The sequence below is a fragment of the Guyparkeria sp. TX1 genome (assembly GCF_046523965.1).
Lineage (GTDB): Bacteria > Pseudomonadota > Gammaproteobacteria > Halothiobacillales > Halothiobacillaceae > Guyparkeria.
Genome location: NZ_CP144142.1, coordinates 1,826,220 through 1,848,069, shown reverse-complemented (window position 1 = coordinate 1,848,069; position 21,850 = coordinate 1,826,220). Strand labels below are relative to the sequence as shown.

Here is a 21,850-nt window from a genome sequence, read left to right as displayed (position 1 = left end):
ATTCCGGGACAGCGTCTTTCGTGACAAACCGGGCGCCTGGGCGCCCAGCTGGGTGATTCGGCATGCCAACCACGCTTCCCTCAAGACCGCTGCCGGTCGTGTTCCTCTGGCACATGCACCAGCCGGAGTACCGCGATCCGCGTGACGGGGTATACCAGCAACCCTGGACCTACCTGCATGCGATCAAGGACTACGCCGACATGGCCGCGCACCTCGAGCGCTGGCCCGATGCTCGAGTGGTGGTCAATTTCGTCCCCATACTTCTCGAGCAACTTGAGGATTACGCGGCACAGATCGATGCGTTTCAGCGTGGCGGCGAGGTCACCGATCTGCGCGATCCGCTGCTGGTCAGTCTCGCCGAGCCAAGCGAACTGGTCGGTGACCAGCGCCGCGGGGTGATCGAAGCGCTATTGCGGGCCAATCGCGAGCGGATGATCGATCGGTTCGAGCCGCTCGCCCGGCTGGTCGATGCCGCCGAGACCCTGTTGCAAACCCGCGATCCGGGCGGATACGCCACGGATGCGTTCATCGGTGATCTCTCGACCTGGTATCACCTGGCGTGGTTGGGCGAGACCCTGCGCCAATCAAATCCGCTGGCCCGCGAGTTGCTCGAGCGCGACGGCGATTTCGATGCTCAGTCACGCCGATCGTTGCTCGGCGTGATCGGCGAAACGATTGGGGGGTTGTTCGAACGCTTCCAGGCGCTTGCCGATAGGGGCCAGATCGAACTCTCCATGACGCCCTACGCGCATCCGATCATGCCGTTGTTGCAGGACATGCGTGCCGGGCAGGAAGCCGAACCGGCAGCCCCGCAGCCGGAGGCAGAGGACTATCCGGATGGCGAGCAGCGTTCGCGCTGGCACATCGAACAGGGGCGTACCGTCTTCCGGCGGCTGTTGGGGCGTGATCCCGCCGGTTGCTGGCCCGCCGAGGGGGCCATATCGGATGCCACCTGCCGCCTGCTTGATCAGGCAGGCTTTGCGTGGGCGGCCAGCGGTCAGCAGGTGCTGCGCAACAGTCTGAATCACGCCCACCAGACACTGCACTGCGATCACCAGGTGTTCTCGCGACCTGGCCAGGGGTTGCGGTTGTTCTTCCGCGACGATGGGCTCTCCGATCGCATCGGCTTCGATTACCAGAACTGGCACGCCGATGACGCGGTCGAGGACCTGGTGCATCACCTGGTGTCGATTGCCGATACCTGTGAGCACCTCGGGGTGGAGGCACCGCTGGTACCGATCATCCTCGATGGCGAGAACGCCTGGGAGCATTACCCGGATAACGGCTTCTGGCTGCTTGATGGTCTTTACAAACGACTATCCGCCCACCCGCGTATCGAGATGAGCACCTTCTCCAGCTTTCTGGACGAGCAGCCGCCAGCCGTGGAGCTCAAGGCGCTGGTTGCCGGCAGCTGGGTGTACGGCAATCTCGCGACTTGGGTGGGCGAGACGGCCAAGAACCGGGCCTGGGATCGGCTGATCGAGGCTCGTCAGGCCTATCTCGATGCCGAAACCCATGGTGAATGGGACGACACGACCCGAGCCCGAAATGCCCAGCAACTCGCTGTCTGCGAGGGATCGGACTGGTTCTGGTGGTTCGGGGATGACAATCCGGCCGAAGCGACACGTGATTTCGACCGGCTGTTTCGTCTGCAGCTGGCACGCCTGTATGAACTGATCGACGTGCCGGTACCCGTGATATTGGACGAGCCCATCAGCGTGCCGACCGCAGCGGCCGATCGGGTCACCGGTGGCGGCACGATGCGTCGAGGACAGGCGTGAGCATTGAGGCCCACAGCGAGCCGCCGGCTACGCGGCGTCGCGCGGGTCTTCTCCTTCCTATCGGCAGCCTGACCTCGCCCGGCTTCGGCAAGGATGCCCGCGAGGTACTGGCTTTCCTGCAAAAGTCGGGGCTGTCCGTCTGGCAGGTGTTGCCACTGGGTCCCACCCACCCCGACAAGAGTCCCTACCAGTGCCTGTCGTCGTTTGCCCTGGAACCGGCGTACCTCGACGAACGCGAACTGGCCGCCGACCCGGGGTTCGAGCGCTCGATCCCGGTGAGCGCCCGCCGGCAGGGGGAAGGTGCCAGCGAGGCCTTGCGCGCGGCATTTGCCGGTTTCCGCGACCGGGAATCGCACTGGATCGAAGACTACGCGCGGTTCATGGCCATTCGCGAGGTGCAGGACGGGCGTTGCTGGCTGGACTGGCCGGTGGGTCTCCGCGATCGTGAGTCCCACGCCATGTTGGCGTTCGAACAGGAGCATGCCTCGCGTATCGAGGCGATCGCCTTCGAGCAGTTTTTGCTGGAACGGCAATGGCAGGCGGTGCGCGACGAGGCCCGCGAGCGGTCGATTTTTCTGTTTGGCGATCTGCCGATCTTCGTGGCCGGCGACTCGGCCGATGTCTGGGCGCACCGATCGTTGTTTCAGCTGGATGCGAGTGGCCGACCGACGGTGGTTGCTGGCGTGCCGCCGGATTACTTTTCCGCCACTGGCCAACGCTGGGGCAACCCCCTGTTTGATTTCCAGCGAATGGCCGAGGACGGGTTCGCCTGGTGGAAACAGCGGCTGGCTCGCCACTTGGCCTTGTATGACTGGGTCCGGATCGATCACTTCCGCGGGCTTGCCGCTTACTGGGCGATCCCTGTTGACGACCCGGATGCCACCGGCGGGCGATGGGTGCCGGGGCCCGGCGCGGCCCTACTCGAGGCCCTGGAGACCGTCGGCGGTGACGATTTGCCCCTGGTGGCAGAAGACTTGGGCGTGATTACGCCCGATGTGACCGAATTGCGCGACCGCTTCGGGTTGCCCGGCATGGTGGTGCTGCATTTCGCCTTCGACGGTGACGAGGACAATCCTCACCTGCCGAGACACCATCGGCCCGATTGCGTCGTCTACACCGGCACGCACGACAACGACACCACCCTGGGATGGTGGCGTTCGCTCGACGAGGCGGGGCGGGCGCGCGTGCGCCGGTGGCTTGAAGCGATGCAGGACATCGACCCGGCCACGCCCATGCCCGAGGCCATGATCGACTCGGCATTGGCCTCGCCGTCCAATCTGACCATGCTGCCGGTCGGTGATTTGCTTGGCCTGGGCTCGGAGGCGCGCATCAATGTCCCCGGAACCCGGGAAGGCAACTGGTGTTGGCGGTTGCCCGACGGCGCGCTGGGGGCCGCGCTTGCCCAAGGAATGCGTCTCCGGCTTGCCCGTCACGATCGACTTCGCTGACCGATACCGCCCTCAACCCCGACAAAGAAAAGGCCACCGCCCGCGTGCGGGTGGTGGCCTCGGTAGATCGCGAGGGCCGGTCGATCAGCCCGTGTTGCGCATCCCGGCGGCTATCGCGTTGATACTGCGCAGCAGCGGCGGCAGCCACTGCTCGCGATCGCCTTCCGGCACGCTTTCGTCACGATGGCGCGACAGCAGCGTGATCTGGATGTGGTTGAGCACGTCCAGATAGGGGTTGCGTCGCATCATCGACGTGCCGATGTACTCGTCGATTTCCACCAACGAGTCGGCGTGGGCCACCTCCAGCAGCTGCTCGACGGCACACTCGTATTCCTTCCGGATCTTTTCGTAGACCGCTTGGGCCTGCTCCTGGTCGGATACCAGGCCGGCGTATTCCCGGGCGATGTTCATCTCGCCCTTGGTCAGCGACAGCTGTGTGTTGCGCAGCATGCTGTGGAAGAACGGCCACTGCGCGAACAGGTCGTGAAGCAGCTCCTCGCGGCCCGGGTTTTCCTCGCGCCAGCGCTTGAGCGCCGAGCCCATGCCGTACCACGCCGGCAGGGTGTGCCGTGACTGCGACCAGCCAAACACCCAGGGAATCGCGCGTACCGATGCCTTGGAAAGATCGCCCTTCTTGCGCGAGGTCGGGCGCGAACCGATGTTCAGCAGGCCGAGTTCGCGTACCGGGGTGGCCTCGTGGAAGTAGTGGAAGAAGAACGGCGTGTGGTCGGTCAGGTCACGATAGGCCTCTTCACCGAAGCGCGCGAGATCGCCCACCACGTGCTCGTATTCCTCCGGCACCGGATGCTCATCGACCACCTGGTGTTGCGAGGCCTTCATCAGGCCGGTCGCGCCCATGGTCAGCTCGTAGATGGCCGTCTCGTTGTTGCTGTACTTCGAGGACAGCACCTCACCCTGTTCGGTGAATTTGATCTGGCCCTCGACGGTGCCCTGCGGCAGCGAGAGGATCGACTCGTGGGTCGGACCGCCGCCGCGCGCGACCGTGCCACCACGACCATGGAACAGGCGGCACCGAATGCCGTGGCTGCGGGTCAGGCGGATGACGCGCTTCTGGGCGTTGTACAGACTCCAGACCGAGGCGAGCGAGCCCCCGTCCTTGCACGAGTCCGAGTAGCCCAGCATCACCTCTTGCAGCTCGCCGGAGGCGCGTACCAGACCTCGGTAGGTGGGGTTGTCGAACAGCGTGCCCAGCACGTGCTCGATGTGCTTGAGATCCTCGATGGTCTCGAACAGCGGCGAGACCTGGATGTCGCTGAACCATTCGCCGTCATTGGTCTTGCCCACCAAGCCGGTCAGCGAGGCGAGGTACATCACCTCCATCACGTGGCTGGCCGAGTGGGTCATCGAGATGACGTAGGTACCGAAACATTCGCGGCTGATGTGATCGATCAGCTGGCGTTTGACCTCGAGGACCTTGATCACCTCGCGGGCCTTTTCGCTCAACCCGTTGCCGCCGAGCGCCTCGGCGCGGTGCTTGCCGGCCTCAATCAGCTCGCCCAGCACGCGGGTGCGGTCGTCCTCGGCCAGATTCGCGTAATCGATTTCCGGGGCCAGTTGCTTCAAGACCTCGGCGACGGTCTCGGTGTGCTCGGTGGATTCCTGGCGGATGTCCAGGCGCACCAGATGCCAGCCGAAGGTCTCGGCCAGGCGGGTCAGGTCCTTGAGATCACCCTCGGCCAGTAGCCGATCACCAATACCGATCAGCGAGTCGCGCAGGCGGTAGAGGTCGTCGAGGAAGGCGTCCTTGCTCTGGTAGGCGCGCGAGTCGAGGGCGGTCGGTTTGCCATCCAGTTCGCTGTGGATGTAGGCAAGGTTGTAGCGCAGTCGCTGGCGGATGGCGCGCAGCTTCAGGCGATAGGGTTCCTCGGGGAAGAACTCCCCATTGTGCTGGTTGGCCTCCAGCATGCCGAGCGCCTCGGCATCGGCCTTGAGCTGCAACTGCTCGCAGTCGATCTCCGGCACCAGCTGCAGGGAGTGGGTCAGGATGCGCTTGAGCGTCTCGAGCCGATCCAGGTATTCCTTGAGGATGGTCTCGGAGGCTAGACAGACGGCCTGGATCGTGACGTCGTGGGTGACGTAGGGATTGCCGTCGCGATCACCGCCAATCCAGGAGCCGAACTTGAACAGGCTGGGCACCGTGACCGGGTTGTCGGGATTGGTGGCGTTGTAATTGAGGTTGACCGCGCGCTCGAGGTAGCGGTAGGCCTTGGGCACCGCCGCGAAGATTGAGGTGCGGAAGTAGTACATGCCCAGGCGTATCTCGTCGGACACCTCGGGGCGCGTCGTGCGCACCTCGTTGGTGCGAAGCAGGGCGAGAATGATCGATTTCACTTCATCCAGCAGCCGCTCGCGCTCGACACCGGTGGATTCCGGACGGTCGAGTTCCCCGCACAGCAGGAAGATGCGTCGCTGCAGATCCATGACCGTGCGGCGCTTGGCCTCGGTCGGGTGAGCGGTGAAGACCGGCATGTACACCAACTGGTCGAGCAGCCCCTGAAGCTGTTCCGAGGTCATGCCCTCGCGGGCAAAGCCGCGGATGGTGTCGTAGAACGACCCGCGCCACAGTCGCAGGCCGCGACGGATCTGGCGGCGGCGATGCTGGTGGGAATAGTCTTCCTCGGCGATGTTGACGAGGTTGAAGTACAGGCCATAGGCACGCACGACCAGGTTGAGGCTGTCGGCGTCCAGCGCTTCGATCTCGTCCATCAGTTCGCGGTAGAGCTCGGGGTCGTAGCTCTTGCGCAGGCGGATGAAGCCACGACGCAGGCTTTCGACGGTGTCGAAGACCGTCTCGCCAGCTTGTTCGCGGAGCACTTCACCGAGCAGGTTGCCGAAAAGGCGCACTCGGGCGCGCAGGGCCTTGTCCTTGTCTTTGCTTGTCGTCATCGCGTATGAGTTCTCGCGCATTGATGGTTGCGGCTCCGAGACCGGGGGTTGCCCCGGCCCGGAGTGGCCCGCCCGACCGCGGGGACCCTGGGGTTGGCCCGTGGGAAGGGGGTCGGGATCGTCGGGCAAAATCGCGGGCATTATAGCGATTTCTGGCCGCTCTTGCCGGTTTGCACCGCAAGCCCCGCCATGGCGGGCTCCATGTGTCGTGCTTGCTTGCCCCGTGGGTTCCCACTTTCCACGTGGGCGTCATGGAAATCGAAACCGCGTTGGCTACGCTTGAATTAGTCGATCACGACCGGAGCACGCCGAACTGGCGCGAAGCTTGCTCCCAGATGTGAGAGATGTTTTCTCAACCAACGCGTTGAGGCGGTTGTCGGGGACGTGCCTTCAGGGCCGATCAATCGTTGACCGTCGATCGATCCGGGCGCAATGTCAGGGGCTTGGCATAACCTGGCAGGGCGTGCGCTCGGTCGTTTTGGCCGAGCGTTGAGTTGTTTTGTATCCCGCCGTTTTTCAACCGTTGGACGGTTAACCGTTGCACGATTACAGGAGTGTGAGCCGATGAAACTCGCGATTTTCGGTCTGGGGCGCATGGGCGCAAACATGGCGCGGCGCCTTTCGCGTGGTGGCATCACGGTGGTAGCGCACAACCGCAGTCGAGAGCCCATCGACGAGCTGCTGCGCGAGGAGGAGCACATTGTGCCGGCCTATGAGGAGGCCGAGGTGTTCCGCAAGCTCGATGGCCCGCGCGTGATCTGGTTGATGTTGCCGGCCGGCGAGATCACCAGTCAGGCGATCGAGCGCTTGCTGCCGCAGATGAGTCCCGGTGATGTCCTGGTCGACGGGGGCAACTCGCGTTACAGCGAGACCATGGCGCATGCCGAGCGTGTCGAGGCGGCCGGGGTGCATTTCCTGGATTGTGGAACTTCAGGAGGCGTCTGGGGACTGAAGAACGGTTACAGCCTGATGGTGGGCGGCACAGAGGCCGGATTCGCACACATCGAACCAGCGATTCGGGTACTGGCGCCAACTCCCGATTCGGGCTGGGGGCATGTCGGTCCGGCCGGTTCGGGCCACTTCACCAAGATGATCCACAACGGCATCGAGTACGGGATGATGCAGGCGATGGCCGAAGGGCTGGCCGTGCTGCGCAAGAAATCGGAATTCGACCTCGACCTGGCCCAGGTCACCGAACTGTGGCGCGAGGGGTCGGTGGTGCAAAGCTGGTTGCTCGACCTGACGGCCGACGCGCTGAAACAGGAGGGGCAGGGGCTCGAATCCATCCAGCCACACGTCGCCGATTCCGGCGAGGGTCGATGGACGGCGATCGAGGCGATCGATCTGGGCGTGGCCGCTCCGGTGATGACGCTGGCTCTGCAGATGCGCTTTGCCAGCCAGGACGACGAAGGGTATGGCAACCGGGTGTTGGCGATGATGCGCAACGCCTTCGGTGGACACGTGGTCCAGCGTCGGGACGAATCATGAGCAACCATGCCGTAAGGGCTCGGCAGGAAAGGAGCCGGCACCATGCGTAAGCCGATTCGCAGCGAACCGCCACGACCGGTGACCATCGTCATCTTCGGGGCGACAGGCAGCCTGTCCCGTAAGAAGCTTCTGCCGGCGCTCTACCAGTTGGAAGTGGCCGGGCGCCTCGCGGAGGGCAGCCGCATCATCGGCTTCGGTCGTCGGGATTGGGACGATGACACCTGGCGAAAGGAGGTACGTCGGCTGTGTCTCGCCGGTAGCGGTGACGGGGACAGTTGTTCGTCGGATGCCGCGATCGAGCGCCTGCTTGCCAAGCTGCATTTCCACAACGGCGATCTCGACGAGACCAGCAGCTTCGAGGACCTGGCCGACCGGTTGACGCACGCGGAGTATCCCGATTGCGTGGTGTTTTACTTCGCGGTTTCCCCGTCGGCCTTTGGCGCGATCTGTCGGAACCTCGGCGCCTGTGGGTTGACCGACGAGACCCTTGGCTGCCGGCACGTGGTCATCGAAAAGCCATTCGGGCACGGTATCGACAGTGCGCATGCCCTCGATGGCCTGCTGCACCAGTACTTCGACGAACACCAGATCTTCCGCATCGATCATTATCTGGGCAAAGGCACGGTGCAGAACATCATGGTGATGCGTTTTGCCAACCTGCTGCTCGAGCCGTTGTGGAATCGCAATTACATCGATCACGTCCAGATTTCACACGCTGAGCAACAGGGCATCGAGGGGCGAGGGCAGTACTACGACTCGGCCGGTGCGCTGCGCGACATGGTGCAGAGTCACCTGATGCAGATGTTGGCGCTGACGGCCATGGAGCCGCCGGCCTCGATGGACGCAGAGGCGGTCCGTGACGAGAAGGTCAAGGTGCTGCGCTGCATTCGTCCGATTTCGCATCGGAGCGTTCATGCGCAGGCATTCCGTGCCCAGTACGCCCGCGGCGTGGTCGACGGAACGAACGAGCCCGGCTACCTGGATGAACCAGGCGTGCCGGATGACTCCGTCACCGAAACGTATGCCGCTCTCAAGCTCTACATCGACAACTGGCGCTGGCGCGACGTGCCGTTTTACCTGCGTACCGGCAAGCGCATGAAAAAGAGCCACTCGCAGATCTCGATTCGTTTTCGCGAGCCCCCGCAGCAACTTTTCCGTGAGACCCAGGTAGCCAACACCGCCCCCAACTGGTTGCTGATCGGCATCCAGCCGGAGGAAAACTTCCGCTTCGAGATGCAGATCAAGACCGAGGGCCTGGAAATGCGCACCCGCACGGTGCAGATGGATGCGACCTATACCGGGGAGGAGCCGCCCAACCTGGATGCCTACGCGACCCTGCTGCTCGACGTGATGAACGGCGATCAGACGCTCTTCCTTCGGTATGATGAGGTGTCTTGGGCCTGGCGGGTGGTCGATCCGATCCTGCGCAACTGGGCGGTCGAGCGTGACTACATTCCGACGTACCCGGCGGGCAGCTGGGGACCGCCGGAAGCCGACCGGCTGTTCGATGCCGATTCGCACCGCTGGCGAAACAATCTCAAGATCCCCGGGGAGGATTGATGCGACAGGAACGGTATGTCGGCCGGATGAGCCCCATCTGGCAGTTGCTAGAGGTCAAGGCGACCGAACACATCCGCCGCCACCCGAATGAGTGGTTCCAGACCGATGGCAACCGAACGTCGCGCCTCTCGGGGCACGCCGCGGGACTGTCGATCGACTACTCAAAACAACGTGTCACCGATGACGTGATCGACGGTCTGCTGGCCCTTGCGGAGGAGCGCGGCGTGTTGGAGCTGCGCGACGACATGTTCAACGGCGTGCACATCAACGGCAGCGAGGATCGGGCGGTGCTGCACGTGGCACTGCGCAACCGGTCGAACCGGCCGATCTTCTTCGATGGCAAGGACGTGATGCCCGAGGTCAACGCCGTCCTCGACCACATGGAAACCTTTGTTGACTCGGTCCAGTCGGGCGAATGGAAGGGGTATGCCGGTGATCCGATCACCGACGTGGTGAATATCGGCGTTGGTGGTTCAGATCTCGGCACGCGCATGGTGTGCCGGGCACTGGGTTCCTATGCCGATCGTGGCATCCGCGTGCATTTCGTCTCCAATATCGCGCCCAGCGATCTGGCCTCGAAGCTTGCCGTGCTCGACCCGAAGACCACCTTGTTCGTGGTGTCCTCCAAGAGCTTCGGCACGCAGGAAACGCTTGCCAATGCGCGCTCGGCCCGGCGCTGGTTCCTCGAAACTGCGCCGGACGAGGAGGCGATCAAGAAGCATTTCGTCGCCGTTTCCACCCACACCGAGCGCGTGCGCGACTTCGGCATCGACCCGGAAAACATGTTTCCCATCTGGGACTGGGTGGGCGGCCGTTATTCCTTGTGGTCCGCGATCGGCCTGCCGATCGCGCTTTATCTCGGCATGGATCGCTTCAAGCGACTGCTTGACGGGGCACATGCCCTCGACGAGAACTTCCGGCTGAACACGGGACGGGACAACTTGCCGCTGATCCTCGGGCTGATCGATGTCTGGAATGCCGATTTCCTCGGATCGGACTCGCTGGCCATCTTTCCCTATGGAACGCGGCTCGGCTTCCTGCCCGCCCACCTCCAGCAGGTGATGATGGAATCCAACGGCAAGCGCGTGCGCATCGATGGCCAGCCGGTCGACTCGCATACCAGCGCGGTGCTTTGGGGGGGGCTGGGTACCAACGGGCAGCACGCTTTCTACCAGTTGCTGCACCAGGGCACCCGACTGATCCCCTCCGATTTCATTAGCGCGATACGCACCCATTCCCCGATCGGTAGCCAGCAACAGCAACTGCTGGCCAACCTGGTCGCTCAGAGCCGGGCATTGATGTTGGGGCGCACACGCGAGGACATCGAAGCGCAGATGCGTGCCGAAGGTGCCGATGAGGCAACCATCGAGCGGATCGCCCCGCACCGGGTCTGCCCCGGTGGCCAGCCGTCCAATACCATCTTGTTCCCGCAGATGACTCCGGAGGCAGTCGGCGCACTGCTGGCGCTCTACGAGCATCGGGTGTTCGTGGCCGGAGCAGTATGGCAGATCGATTCCTTCGACCAGTGGGGCGTGGAATTGGGCAAGCAGATGGCCAATGAGCTCGAACCGTTCGTCGGCACTGATCTCGAGGACGGTGACTTTGACGGCTCCACCCGCTGGCTACTCGACGAGATTCGCCAGCACTGGACCGCCGAGCAGAAGGGCGCGGAGGGAGACTGATTTCACCTCGCGTCCCGGTGATGACTGCCTCGCGGTGTCGCTGCTGTTTCCGATAGAATCCCCGCCACAAAAAAGGCCGACTCATCGTCGTGCTGCCAGACCGACCGTCGGCTGATCGACTTCAACACCCAGGGGTGAGTGTGAACATTCTCTATCTCGATTCCTCGACGGAAGCTTGTACCGCCGGTGTCCTCGCCGGCGACCGAGTGGTTACCGACTTCGAGATCGCCCCGCGTGGCCATGCCGAAAAATTGTTGCCAATGGCCGAAGGGCTCCTGGAGCAAGCGCAGATCGATTTTGCCGACCTGGACCTGATCGGCTTCGGCCGCGGGCCGGGGTCGTTCACCGGTGTGCGTATTGCCACGGCAATGGGTCAGGGTATTGCCATCGCGCGTGACCTGCCGATGGTCGGGATTTCGTCGCTGGCCTGTCTGGCAGCCGGGGCTTTCCGGCGGCTGGAGGAATCCGGCGAGAACACCCGGGACGTCGAGGTGCGGGTCGCGATCGATGCCCGCATGGGCGAGATTTACCGTGCGGCCTATCGTCTGGGCGAGTTGGATGGCTTGATCACGGTCGTGGAGGAGGCGGTGACCGAACCGACGTTCCCGGTGGCGCAGGGCAGTAGAGTGGTGGCTTGCGGTACCGGCTTCGGGCGTTATCCGGCACTCGGCGGGGGCTCGGAGGTAATACGGGTTGAACCGGAAGCCCTGCCGCATGCCCGGGATGCGCTGGCACTGATTCGCCGACTGCCGGAAAGCGAGCGCATTGCGGCCGACGAGGCCGTGCCGAGCTATCTGCGTGACAAGGTCGCCGGTCGTTGAGACCGGGGCAGTCCAACAGAGCGCCGATGGGGGCTCAACAATAAAAAACGCCCCGAATCACTTTCGGGGCGTTCTCGTTTTCGGCCGGTTGACCGACCGGATGCCGCGGGTTACTGGATGTTGCCGCAGGCGACGATGGAACTGCCGTCATGGATGGCAACGGACTGAGGATCACCCATCAGGCCTTCCGCGGACAACTCGATCGTGGTGGAGGATTCGTTGCCGTCAACGGCGCTGAGTTCGAACAACGGATCTTCGTCGAAGGCCAGCAGGTCCGGTGCGCCGTCACTGTCCTCGGCGTAGCGGCAGATGCCTTTGTGGAGGCCCGCTGACATGCCGTCGGCATTCTCCACATTCAGCTTCACCGTCATCTCTCCGTTCTGGGGAATGAAGATGGCCGTGCCGGAGACGCCTGAGTCACCGCGCTGATCGATGGCGGCCTGGTACTGCTCGTAGTTGTCTTCCGCCGCCATGGTCGGCGTGGTCAGACCCACGGAGAGCCCAGCGATTGCACTGGCGAGTAGCAATTTCTTCATGCGATCTCCTTGACTGTGCTTTGGTTGAAAACGTTCGGCGGCCAAGCGGCTGGGAGTTTGAAAAACCACTGCCCCGTGCTCGCCTTGCCGGTCTGGATTGGAGCTTAGGACACTTCCCCGCGGTTTCAAGGAGTGCCCTCCCGACGCGGCGCACGGGTTGCGACTGGGGTGGAATGGAGCTGCCGGGCGGGACGATCGAGCGTGATAACCTGCCGTCGGACTCACGCCCATGGCGTTAGGATGGGCTGCATTGGGCGCGGCTTTGCCGTTGGTCGTCGATCGATCGTGTGGTCGTTCGCCCTGGAGAATGCTGGTTGGAATGAAACTGTATCTGTTGATTGGATTGGCCGGCGGCCTTGGCGCCATGGCCCGCTACGGTCTGACTGCCGCGATCACGCAATTCGGCGGGCGTGCCTTCCCCTGGGGCACGCTGAGCGTCAACGTGATCGGCTCGGGATTGATGGGATTCCTCGGGGTCTGGCTGCTGACACGCTGGCACATGCCGCTCGAGTATCGGCTCGCGATCCTGACCGGCTTTCTCGGCGCGTTCACCACCATGTCCGCCTTCTCCATCGACACGTTGGCCCTGATGCAGCGCCAGGCGTGGCTCTGGGCCGGCCTGTACGTGGTGGCGACGGTGACCCTGTGTCTGGTGGCGGCGCGCGGCGGGATGTTGCTGGGCGAGCGCCTCGCCGGATGACCGATTCCCGGGATGACATGACGACTCGGCTCTCGCCGGAGCGACTCAAGGAATCGATCCGGGACTGGGCCGCCGAACTGGGTTTTACCGAGGCGCGGGTAACCGATACCGACCTGTCTGCCTACGAGGCGGGTTTTGAACGTTGGCTCGCGGAGGGACACGCCGGCACGATGGGGTTCTTCCAGCGTCATGGCCTGATGCGTTTTCACCCCGAGGAACTCGTGCCCGGGACTCGTCGGGTACTGATGGTCACGCGCGACTACCTGCCGCCTGAATCCCTCGGCCCGTCGAAAGTCCTGGGCGAGCCGGCGCTGGGCTATGTGAGCCGATACGCATTGGGTCGGGATTATCACAAGCTGGTACGCAAGCGCCTGGCGCAACTGGCCCAGCGGATCAGCGAGTCGGTCGGGCCGTTCACTTACCGGGCGTTCTGCGACTCCGCGCCGGTCTACGAGACCGGCCTTGCCGAACGGGCGGGGGTAGGCTGGAAAGGCAAGCACTCGCTGGTGCTTAACCGTTCCGGCGGGTCTTGGTTCTTCCTCGGTGCACTCTTTCTCGATATCGACCTTCCGGTCGACGAGCCCGTGCAGCCGCATTGCGGCAGTTGCACGGCCTGCCTGGACGTCTGCCCGACCGGGGCGATCGTCGCCGACGGCGTGGTCGACGCGCGCCGCTGCATTTCCTATCTCACCATCGAGTCGCACGACGACATACCGGAATCGCTCCGTCCATTGATGGGCAATCGGATCTACGGCTGCGACGATTGCCAGTTGGTCTGCCCGTGGAATCGATTCGCCCGGACGACCGACGACGCGGACTTTCACGCCAGGCAGGGGTTGGATGCGCCGGACCTGGTCGAGCTGTTCGGCTGGGACGAACAGACGTTCCTGACGCGCACGGAAGGCTCGGCGATTCGGCGTATCGGTTGGCGGCGGTGGCGGCGCAACCTGGCCGTCGCCCTGGGTAACCTGCCGGCAGGGCATCCGCGCGTCCCGGCCGCCTTGGCGGTCTTGCGTGGTGGATTGGGGGAGGCGGGCGATCAGGTCGATCGACACATTAACTGGGCGTTGGCGCGGCTGGCGAACTAACTGGCCGCGGCAAAACGCATGCCGTGGATCGTCAGCCGCGGTCCAGTACTGCCAGGATTTCGCGCTGTTGCTCGCCCCGAGGACCCCGGACGAACAGGGTCGAGATCAACGCACCGTCGACGGCCAGCGGGGCAATCACCAGGCCCGATTGCGCGGCCTGGCCCAGACTTGGCTCCAGGTGAGGGGCCAGGCGTTCGAGATTCTGCGCGTCGATACCCAGGCTTTCCAGGCGCGACTGGAGGCGGGAGAGCAGCGGAGATTGGGCCAATGCCAGTCGATCCGGGAGCGCCACCTCCCCGTTACGACTCCAGTGGAAGCGTCGCTTTGACTGGCTGTCCTCGCCATTTTCGTAGAGCGCGATCTCCTCGACGCCCTCAAGCCGACTCAGTTGCCGGATGGTGTCGCCCAACAGACGTCCCGGCGTGGCCGAGGGCGCAGTTCGATTGGCCGTGCCACTGGCGTGGCAGCCGTTATCGCCATCGTCGAGCCCGTAGTCGGCAGTCAGCGGCCAGAGCAGGTCGCGACCGTCGTCCTGCTGAACGAGCAGGTGACCGGGGTGATAGAGCGGGATCTCGGTGAATTCACGGGCATCGGTAAGGGTCTTTTTGACCGTCACGCGCCAGGCTGCCTGCGGGGACAGGTGGAGCTGCTCGGCAATGCTGATCGTCAGGCGTCGGATCACGGGGTGATACCAGCCGAACTCGCTGGCAAAGGCGAGGCGGCGAGCCAGCACGAGAATGGCTTCGTGGTGGGCCCCGAGGGTGGGAATGCTTGCCTCCTCGGCCAGAAGCATGACCGGCAGGTAGTAACGCTCGGTCAAGGCCGTCTCCAGTGCGAGGAGATCGATGCCAGCCTCCCCCAGGACCATTTCGAAGGCGCGGCCAACCGAGAAACAGCGGTCGAGACTGCCGTTTTCCGCGTGTTCCTGCGTGAAATCGATCAAGCTTTTTCGCGCGATCGCCAATGCCTGTCGGGCCAGCTCCGGGGCGTCACGCCACAGGGCGAGTTCGACCAGGTTGTGGAGCAGGGCGGCGACCGAGACCATGTCATGGCCGGTTTCGCGGCGCTCGATCAGCCAGGTTTCGGTCAGGCGCGCGGCACGCATGGCTCGAGAGGACGCGGCCAGGTAGCCGGCCCGCTGCGCCTCGTCGGTCAGGGTGTTCTCGAGGATAGGGAGTTGCGTCAACTGGTTTCGTGCCCAGTTGCTGCCCAGAAGCGACAGGGCGTGCTCGAGGTTGTGTGGTGCGCTGCGTTCGCGCTTGCGCTGACCACTGGCCGCCGCGCCGAGAACGAAGCTGGCAGCCGCCGGGTCACGCCGCAGCCAGCCGACCAGTCGCGGGAAATCAGGAGATTCGCTCAGCAGTTCCCGGCACATGCCCTGATGAATCGCCCGCCGGACAGGCAACGGGTGATCGAGCAGGTACTCGCTCCAGTTATCGGGCAGCGTCATGCCGGCTTCCCCCACGTAGTCCCTAAACCCAGTCGCTGGACGTCACTCCATGGCCATCAGCGCCACATTGCGGGCTTTTCGCGCCGGGCGCAATAGCCGGTGGCTTACCCCAGCCTTGATCGGATCGAGAGCGGGCTCCTCGCCCAGACTGGCATCCCCGCGTGTCCAATGCCCAACCGCCGGCGTCAGATCCGTTCGGCCATTACCTTGGCATTGCCGACGTAGTCCGCCGGCGCCATCGCGGCAAGCCGCTCACGTGCCTCGGGCGGCAGCTCGTTGATGCCCTCGATGAATGCGCGCATGGCCGGGCCGTCAACCCGTTGGCCGCGGGTGAGTGCCTTGAGCTTTTCGTACGGTTTTTCCACGCCGTAGCGCCGCATGACCGTCTGAATGGCTTCACCGAGCACTTCCCAGTTGCCGTCGAGTTCGGCGGCCAGTTGGTCGGCGTTGATCTCGAGCTTGGACAGGCCCTTGGCCATCGAGCGATAGGCGATCAACGAGTGACCGATGCCTACGCCCAGGGTGCGCAGGACGGTGGAGTCGGTCAGGTCACGCTGCCAGCGGCTGATCGGCAGCTTGCGGGCAAGATGACCCATGACCGCGTTGCCCACGCCCAGGTTGCCTTCGGCGTTCTCGAAATCGATCGGGTTGACCTTGTGCGGCATGGTCGACGAGCCAACCTCGCCCTCGACCAGGCGCTGCTTGAAGTGCCCCAGGGCGATCTGGCCCCAGATGTCGCGGGCAAAATCGATCAGGATGGTGTTGGCCCGTTCGATCGCGTCGAACAGCTCGGCGATGTAGTCGTGCGGCTCGATCTGGATGGTGTAGGCGTTGTGAGTAAGACCCAGCCCCTCGACAAACCGCTTGGAGAAGCCCGGCCAGTCGATTTCGGGGTAGGCGGCCAGGTGGGCGTTGAAGTTGCCCACCGCGCCGTTGATCTTGCCCATCAGCTTGACGTCGGCGATCTGGGCGCGCTGGCGCTCGAGGCGCGCGACCACGTTGGCGAGCTCCTTGCCGATGGTGGATGGCGAGGCCGGTTGCCCGTGGGTGCGCGAGAGCAGGGAAACGGCCGCCCACTCGTGGGCCATCCTGCGCAGTGTGTCGATCAGCCCGTCGATCTCCGGCAGGACGACCTCCTCGCGCGCCTTGGCGAGCATCAGGCCGTAGGCGAGGTTGTTGATGTCCTCGGAGGTGCAGGCGAAATGGAAGAACTCGCTGATCGAGGCCAGGCGCGGATGATCGGCGACCTGCTCCTTGAGAAAGTACTCGACCGCCTTGACGTCGTGATTCGTGGTGGCCTCGAATTCCTTGACCCGCATGGCTGACTCGACCTTGAACTCCGATACGATGGCGTCGAGCGAGGCCCGGTCCTCGTCGTTCAGCGCCGGTACCTCGGCGATCTTGGGCTCGTCGGCCAGTGCCTTGAACCACTCGACTTCCACCAGCACGCGGTACTTGATCAGCGCGTACTCGCTGAAGCACTCGGTCAGCGCACGGGTGTGGCGGGCATAGCGGCCGTCGAGCGGGGAGACGGCGGTCAGGGCGAAGGCGGCTTGGGCGGAGTCGGTCATGCGCGTTCCTGTAAAAATCGGTTGGTCGAGCCGAGAAGAGGCAAGAGGCTCGAATTCAACGGGTTGGTTCGTGATTATGCGATCGGCAGCCGGGCTAGCCAAATGCAGCCTGGTGCCGCCCGGGCGAGCGCGCCAACCTTTTGTGGCAAGGCGCCCGGGTTACTCGTATCGGTCAGCTTGTGGCATCGGGCCGGGCCAGGGCCTCGTGCAGCACACGGGTCAGTTCACGCAACACGTCGAGCGTCAGGCGTTGCTCAGCCTCGAGGCGGGTCGCCGGATCGTCCAGACCATCGTCGTCGAACTCGTCATCGAGTGTATCGAGCGCCTTCACCTTGGTCAGCGCGCCGTCGGCCCGGATGGTAAACCGCAGCCGATCTCGCCAGACGAGTTCAAGCTGCTCGACTGTCATGCCGTCGCGCAAGTGGGCCAGCACGTTCTCGTCCGGTAGGCCCAGACGAGTGACCGTGATGCTGCCACCGTCGCGCGGTTCAAGCAGTTTGGCCGAGTCGCCCAGCTCGAAGCCGGCCGGCGGGCCCTCGAGCAGCCAGCGCGACAATCGGCTACCGTGCTCCTCGGAGCCGAACGCCGGGGTGACGCGCCACTGGCCGAGCGTCTCGCGGAGCAGGGAATTGATCTGGCTGTTGCGCTTCTCGCCGGCGTTGGCCAGCCACGCCTGCTTGTTGCGCGCGTCGATGATCAGCCGGGTCTCCGCCTGTCGCGGGAAGGCCTGTGGCAACAGTTCCAGCAGGGCCTTCTCACGGGCCTGGCGAAGTTCGTCGCGGGAGGGTTCGCGCTCGCCGGACTCCTCGGCCAGTTTCTTGGCCGCGTGGTCCTGAATCACCCGCGGCGGCACGGCGCGTTCCTCGCGGCGGAACAACAAGCCGAAGGCCCCGTCGGTTTCGATGGCCAGTGCCTCGGCGACTACCGGGGCCCAGCCCATGGATTCGACCTGCTGCGACAGGGTAGGGGCAAAGCGCTTCTCGGCCAGCTGTTCGGATAGCGTATCCAGCGACGGTTCCGGCCAGTCGGCCAGGTCGAAGGCGGCAATCTGGGAAAAAAGCATGGCGTCGGCGACTCCGATAAACGGTTGGCAAATGAAAAACCCGCGGCGGGTCTACCGGGGTCAGGTCGGGGCGCATTATGCCTGATGCCCAGAGTCATTGCTTTGGGGCATTGCTCGCAGGCCGCGGGCACGGAATTGATTCGGTTCCTGATATGCTCACGAGACTTGAAACTCTATTTTTGCTGTTATCTACAAGGCCACCATGACCGAACGTCAATCGCATATCGTCCGCCTCGCCGACTACCGCCCGCCGAACTACCTGATTGACCATGTCGACCTGACCTTCGAGCTGGCCGCTCGCGGGACCCGAGTGGAGTCAACCCTGACCATCCGGCGCAACGGGGCCCACGACGAGCCACTGTGGCTGGACGGCGACGAGCTGTCGCTCGAATCGATCGAGCTCGACGGTGAGCCGTTGGCCAAGGACCAGATCGACGAGCGGGATAACGGCTTGTCGATCACCGGTTTGCCGGATAAGTGCCGATTGACCGTGGTCTGCCGTGTCGACCCGGTCGACAACACCACGCTCGATGGGCTCTACCAGTCATCCGGGAATTTCTGCACCCAGTGCGAGGCTGAAGGCTTTCGGCGGATCACGTTTTTCCCCGATCGGCCCGACGTGCTGAGTCGTTACCGGGTGACGTTGATTGCCGACAAGTCGAGCTGTCCGGTGCTGCTCAGCAACGGCAACCCCGTCGAGTCTCGCGATCTCGAGGGCGGCCGCCACCTGGCCGTCTGGGAAGACCCGCACCCCAAGCCCTCCTACCTGTTCGCACTGGTCGCGGGTGACCTCAAGTCGATCCACGATCAGTTCACGACCTGCTCGGGCCGGACGATCGACCTGGGGATCTACGTGGAGCCCCACAACATCGATCGTTGCGATCACGCCATGCGCTCGCTGATCAAGTCGATGGTCTGGGATGAAGAGACCTACGGGCGTGAATACGACCTGGACGTGTTCAATATCGTCGCGGTCGACGACTTCAACATGGGCGCGATGGAGAACAAGGGGCTGAACGTCTTCAACTCCAAGTTCATCCTCGCTCGCTCGGAGACGGCCACCGACCACGACTACGAGGGCATCGAGTCGGTCGTGGCCCACGAATACTTCCACAACTGGTCCGGTAACCGGGTGACCTGCCGTGACTGGTTCCAGTTGTCGCTGAAAGAAGGTTTTACCGTGTTTCGCGACCAGGAGTTCTCGGCGGACATGGGGTCACGGGCCGTCAAGCGCATCGAAGAGGTCAATCTGCTCCGCCAGGTTCAGTTCCCCGAGGATGCCGGTCCGCAGGCCCATCCCGTGCAGCCCAAGGAATACGAACAGATCAACAATTTCTACACCGCAACCGTCTACAACAAGGGCGCTGAAGTGGTGCGGATGTGGCACAACCTGCTCGGCTGGGACGCGTTTCGCCGTGGCACCGACCGCTACTTCGAGCGTTTCGACGGTCAGGCAGTCACCATCGAGGACTTCATCGACACGATGGCCGAGCAGGCGGATTTCGATACCGCCCAGTTCCGACGTTGGTACGACCGGGCGGGGACGCCGATCGTACGTGTGAGCAAACGCCTGGAAGGTGACGAGCTGGTGGTCGACTTCCAGCAGGAGGTCCCAAAGGTCGCCGGGCAGGACGATGACGAGCCGTTCCTGATTCCACTTGGGCTGGCGGCCTTTGACCGTGACGGCCAACCGGTTGCACTCGGCAGCCCGGACGGCAACGGCGAACAAGCGTTGACCCAGGTGCTGGCGAAGAAACGGGAAACCCGACGTTACTCCCTGCCGGGCGGGTCCGAATTGCCGGTGCTCTCGCTCAATCGCGGTTTTACCGCACCGGTCAAGATCGAACACGATTACGATGCCGCGGATCTGGCGTTGCTTGCCGGTGCCGATACCGATGAATTCAATCGCTGGGATGCCTACCAGCGCCTGGTGATGAAGACACTGGTCGAACGAGTGCGTGACGCCGAGGAACATGGAGAGTGGCCGGAAACCCGGTTGCCCGACGGTTTGAGCGAGGCCTTCGGGCGATTACTGCACTCGGCGGTGGGCACGCAGGGAAGTGCCGATCCGCGCTTTGTCGCCGAGTGCCTGACGCTGCCGAGCGAGAATTACATCGCCGAGCAGTTCACGCAGGACGTGCCGGTGGATGCTATCCACCAGGCGCGTGTCGAATTGCGGGAGCAATTGGCCAATGAGTGGTCCCAGACCTTGGTCCTGGTGTTCGAGAAGCTCGCCGTCGAGGGAAGTTACCGTTTCGATGGGGTGGATGTCGGCCGCCGGTCATTGCGCGCGCAGGCATTGTCGTATCTGAATGCGCTCGATCACCCGGCTTGGCGTCGCCTTGCGGCCGAGCAATTCCGCGAAGCCGACAACATGACGGAGCGCTTCAACGCGCTAACGGCGCTGTCGCTGCGGGCGACCGCTGAACGTGACGAGGCGCTCGAGGCCTTCGCCAACGAGTGGAAAGACGACCCGCTGGTCATGGACAAGTGGCTTGCCTTGCGGGCACGGATCGTCGACCCGGATGACATGGAGACATTGGCGGCACTCGAGGCGCATCCGGCGTTTTCGATCCGCAATCCGAACCGGGTGCGTGCCCTTGTCGGCACGTTCTCGCGGGGCAATCCGGTCGCGTTTCATGCCGCGACGGGTTCAGGATATCGCTGGGTTGCCGACAAGATCATTGAGATCGACGGCTTCAACCCGCAAATCTCCGCCCGAATGGCGACGGTGTTCAGTCGCTGGCGCCGATATGATGGCGGGCGTGCCGATCGGATGCGAGGGGAACTCGAGCGCATGCTGGATCGCCCCGATTGTTCACCCGATCTGGCAGAAATTGTTGGTAAGGCGCTGAAATAAAATAATAATGATCCGTGAATTGGAGACGATTAGACCATGATGGTTGCAATTGGCTGGCTCGTGGTGCTGGCAAGTGTGATCGGCGGGTTCATGCTCGCCGGTGGGCACCTGATCATTCTCTTCCAGCCGATCGAATACCTGATTATTTTCGGGGCCGCCGCAGCGGCGCTGGTGGCAGGCAACTCGCCGAAAACCCTCAAGGCCACCATGGGCGGTTTCGGCACGGCCTTTAGGGGCTCGCGTCATGGCAAGAAGCTCAACATGGAAACGCTTGCGCTGCTTTACACGATATTTACTCGTGCGCGCAAAGAGGGGTTGATGGCGATCGAGGAGGACATTGACGACCCTGAAAACAGCGAGTTGTTCAAGAGTGCTCCCACCGTGATGAAGGACCATCACACCGTCGAGTTTATTACCGATTACCTGCGGTTGATGGTCTCAAGTACGCTCGACGTGCACCAGATCGACAACTTGATGGACCTGGACATTGATACCCACCACGAAGAGGCTGACTTGCCTCGTTCGGCGATAGCCAAGTTGGGCGAGGCCCTGCCGGCTTTCGGTATCGTTGCCGCGGTTCTCGGCGTGGTGCATACCCTCGAGTCGGTCCACCTGCCGCCGTCGGAGCTTGGCAAACTGATCGCCGCCGCACTGGTGGGGACGTTCCTCGGTATTCTCGCGGCCTACGCCTTCGTCAACCCGGTGGCGAACAACCTTGAGCACAAGATCAACGACTCGACCAAGTACCAGCAAAGCATCAAGGCGGCGTTGATTGCGTTCATGAACGGTTACCCGCCGCAGGTGGCGGTCGAGTTCGGTCGCAAGGTGTTGTTTTCCTCTGATCGGCCGAGCTTCACGGAACTCGAGACGTTTCTAAAGGAAAACAAGTGAACCG

At 63.5% G+C, this 21,850-nt stretch carries 15 protein-coding genes; 10 read left to right on the top strand and 5 right to left on the bottom strand.

Going from position 1 to position 21,850, the window contains the following annotated elements; all coding sequences use genetic code 11:
- The first annotated feature begins 62 nt into the window (after positions 1-62).
- Both VWP12_RS08580 and malQ read left to right on the top strand, forming a co-directional pair.
- Positions 63-1,781, top strand: coding sequence for a glycoside hydrolase (locus VWP12_RS08580; RefSeq protein ID WP_410473779.1), 1,719 nt, complete (start codon positions 63-65; stop codon positions 1,779-1,781).
- Positions 1,778-3,229: a 4-alpha-glucanotransferase gene (gene malQ, locus VWP12_RS08575; RefSeq protein ID WP_410473778.1), complete on the top strand. Its 1,452-nt coding sequence runs from the start codon at positions 1,778-1,780 to the stop codon at positions 3,227-3,229. Before VWP12_RS08580 ends, malQ begins: the two co-directional genes overlap by 4 nt.
- A gap of 84 nt (positions 3,230-3,313) precedes the next feature.
- On the opposite strand, the gene ppc is transcribed toward malQ, so the two are convergent.
- On the bottom strand, positions 3,314-6,136 hold the full coding sequence (gene ppc / locus VWP12_RS08570) for a phosphoenolpyruvate carboxylase (RefSeq protein WP_410473777.1): 2,823 nt from the start codon (positions 6,134-6,136) through the stop codon (positions 3,314-3,316).
- A gap of 432 nt (positions 6,137-6,568) precedes the next feature.
- Between ppc and gnd the strand changes: the two genes are divergently transcribed.
- The 4 genes from gnd to tsaB all read left to right on the top strand — a co-directional run bounded on the left by gnd (position 6,569) and on the right by tsaB (position 11,687).
- Complete coding sequence (gene gnd / locus VWP12_RS08565) at positions 6,569-7,624, top strand: phosphogluconate dehydrogenase (NAD(+)-dependent, decarboxylating) (protein ID WP_410473776.1); 1,056 nt, start codon at positions 6,569-6,571, stop codon at positions 7,622-7,624.
- A gap of 42 nt (positions 7,625-7,666) precedes the next feature.
- On the top strand, positions 7,667-9,184 hold the full coding sequence (zwf, locus tag VWP12_RS08560) for a glucose-6-phosphate dehydrogenase (protein WP_410473775.1): 1,518 nt from the start codon (positions 7,667-7,669) through the stop codon (positions 9,182-9,184).
- Positions 9,184-10,866 (top strand): glucose-6-phosphate isomerase, encoded by a 1,683-nt coding sequence (gene pgi, locus VWP12_RS08555; RefSeq protein ID WP_240031441.1) that lies wholly within the window; start codon positions 9,184-9,186, stop codon positions 10,864-10,866. The genes zwf and pgi overlap by 1 nt, the downstream gene beginning before the upstream one ends.
- Before the next feature lie 140 nt (positions 10,867-11,006).
- Positions 11,007-11,687, top strand: coding sequence for a tRNA (adenosine(37)-N6)-threonylcarbamoyltransferase complex dimerization subunit type 1 TsaB (tsaB, locus tag VWP12_RS08550; RefSeq protein ID WP_410473774.1), 681 nt, complete (start codon positions 11,007-11,009; stop codon positions 11,685-11,687).
- A gap of 110 nt (positions 11,688-11,797) precedes the next feature.
- On the opposite strand, the gene VWP12_RS08545 is transcribed toward tsaB, so the two are convergent.
- Positions 11,798-12,223: a hypothetical protein gene (locus VWP12_RS08545; RefSeq protein WP_410473773.1), complete on the bottom strand. Its 426-nt coding sequence runs from the start codon at positions 12,221-12,223 to the stop codon at positions 11,798-11,800.
- A 319-nt stretch (positions 12,224-12,542) separates the two neighbouring features.
- On the opposite strand from VWP12_RS08545, the gene crcB reads away from it, so the two are divergent.
- The gene (crcB, locus tag VWP12_RS08540) at positions 12,543-12,923 is read left to right on the top strand and encodes a fluoride efflux transporter CrcB (RefSeq protein WP_410473772.1); all 381 of its coding nucleotides are present in this window, start codon (positions 12,543-12,545) and stop codon (positions 12,921-12,923) included.
- Positions 12,920-14,011, top strand: a complete 1,092-nt coding sequence (gene queG / locus VWP12_RS08535; RefSeq protein WP_410473771.1) for a tRNA epoxyqueuosine(34) reductase QueG — start codon at positions 12,920-12,922, stop codon at positions 14,009-14,011. The genes crcB and queG overlap by 4 nt, the downstream gene beginning before the upstream one ends.
- A 31-nt stretch (positions 14,012-14,042) precedes the next feature.
- Here the strand turns inward: queG and VWP12_RS08530 are convergent, their stop codons facing one another.
- The 3 genes from VWP12_RS08530 to rdgC form a co-directional block, all read right to left on the bottom strand.
- The gene (locus tag VWP12_RS08530) at positions 14,043-15,461 is read right to left on the bottom strand and encodes an HDOD domain-containing protein (RefSeq protein ID WP_410473770.1); all 1,419 of its coding nucleotides are present in this window, start codon (positions 15,459-15,461) and stop codon (positions 14,043-14,045) included.
- 185 nt (positions 15,462-15,646) lie between these two features.
- A complete protein-coding gene (gene purB, locus VWP12_RS08525) occupies positions 15,647-17,032 on the bottom strand; it encodes an adenylosuccinate lyase (protein WP_410473769.1) in 1,386 nt (461 codons plus the stop codon).
- A 172-nt stretch (positions 17,033-17,204) separates the two neighbouring features.
- Positions 17,205-18,095, bottom strand: coding sequence for a recombination-associated protein RdgC (gene rdgC, locus VWP12_RS08520; protein WP_410473768.1), 891 nt, complete (start codon positions 18,093-18,095; stop codon positions 17,205-17,207).
- A gap of 202 nt (positions 18,096-18,297) precedes the next feature.
- On the opposite strand from rdgC, the gene pepN reads away from it, so the two are divergent.
- Positions 18,298-20,955: an aminopeptidase N gene (gene pepN, locus VWP12_RS08515; RefSeq protein WP_410473767.1), complete on the top strand. Its 2,658-nt coding sequence runs from the start codon at positions 18,298-18,300 to the stop codon at positions 20,953-20,955.
- 36 nt (positions 20,956-20,991) lie between these two features.
- Positions 20,992-21,846 (top strand): flagellar motor stator protein MotA, encoded by an 855-nt coding sequence (motA, locus tag VWP12_RS08510; protein WP_125198969.1) that lies wholly within the window; start codon positions 20,992-20,994, stop codon positions 21,844-21,846.
- Positions 21,847-21,850: the final 4 nt, after the last annotated feature.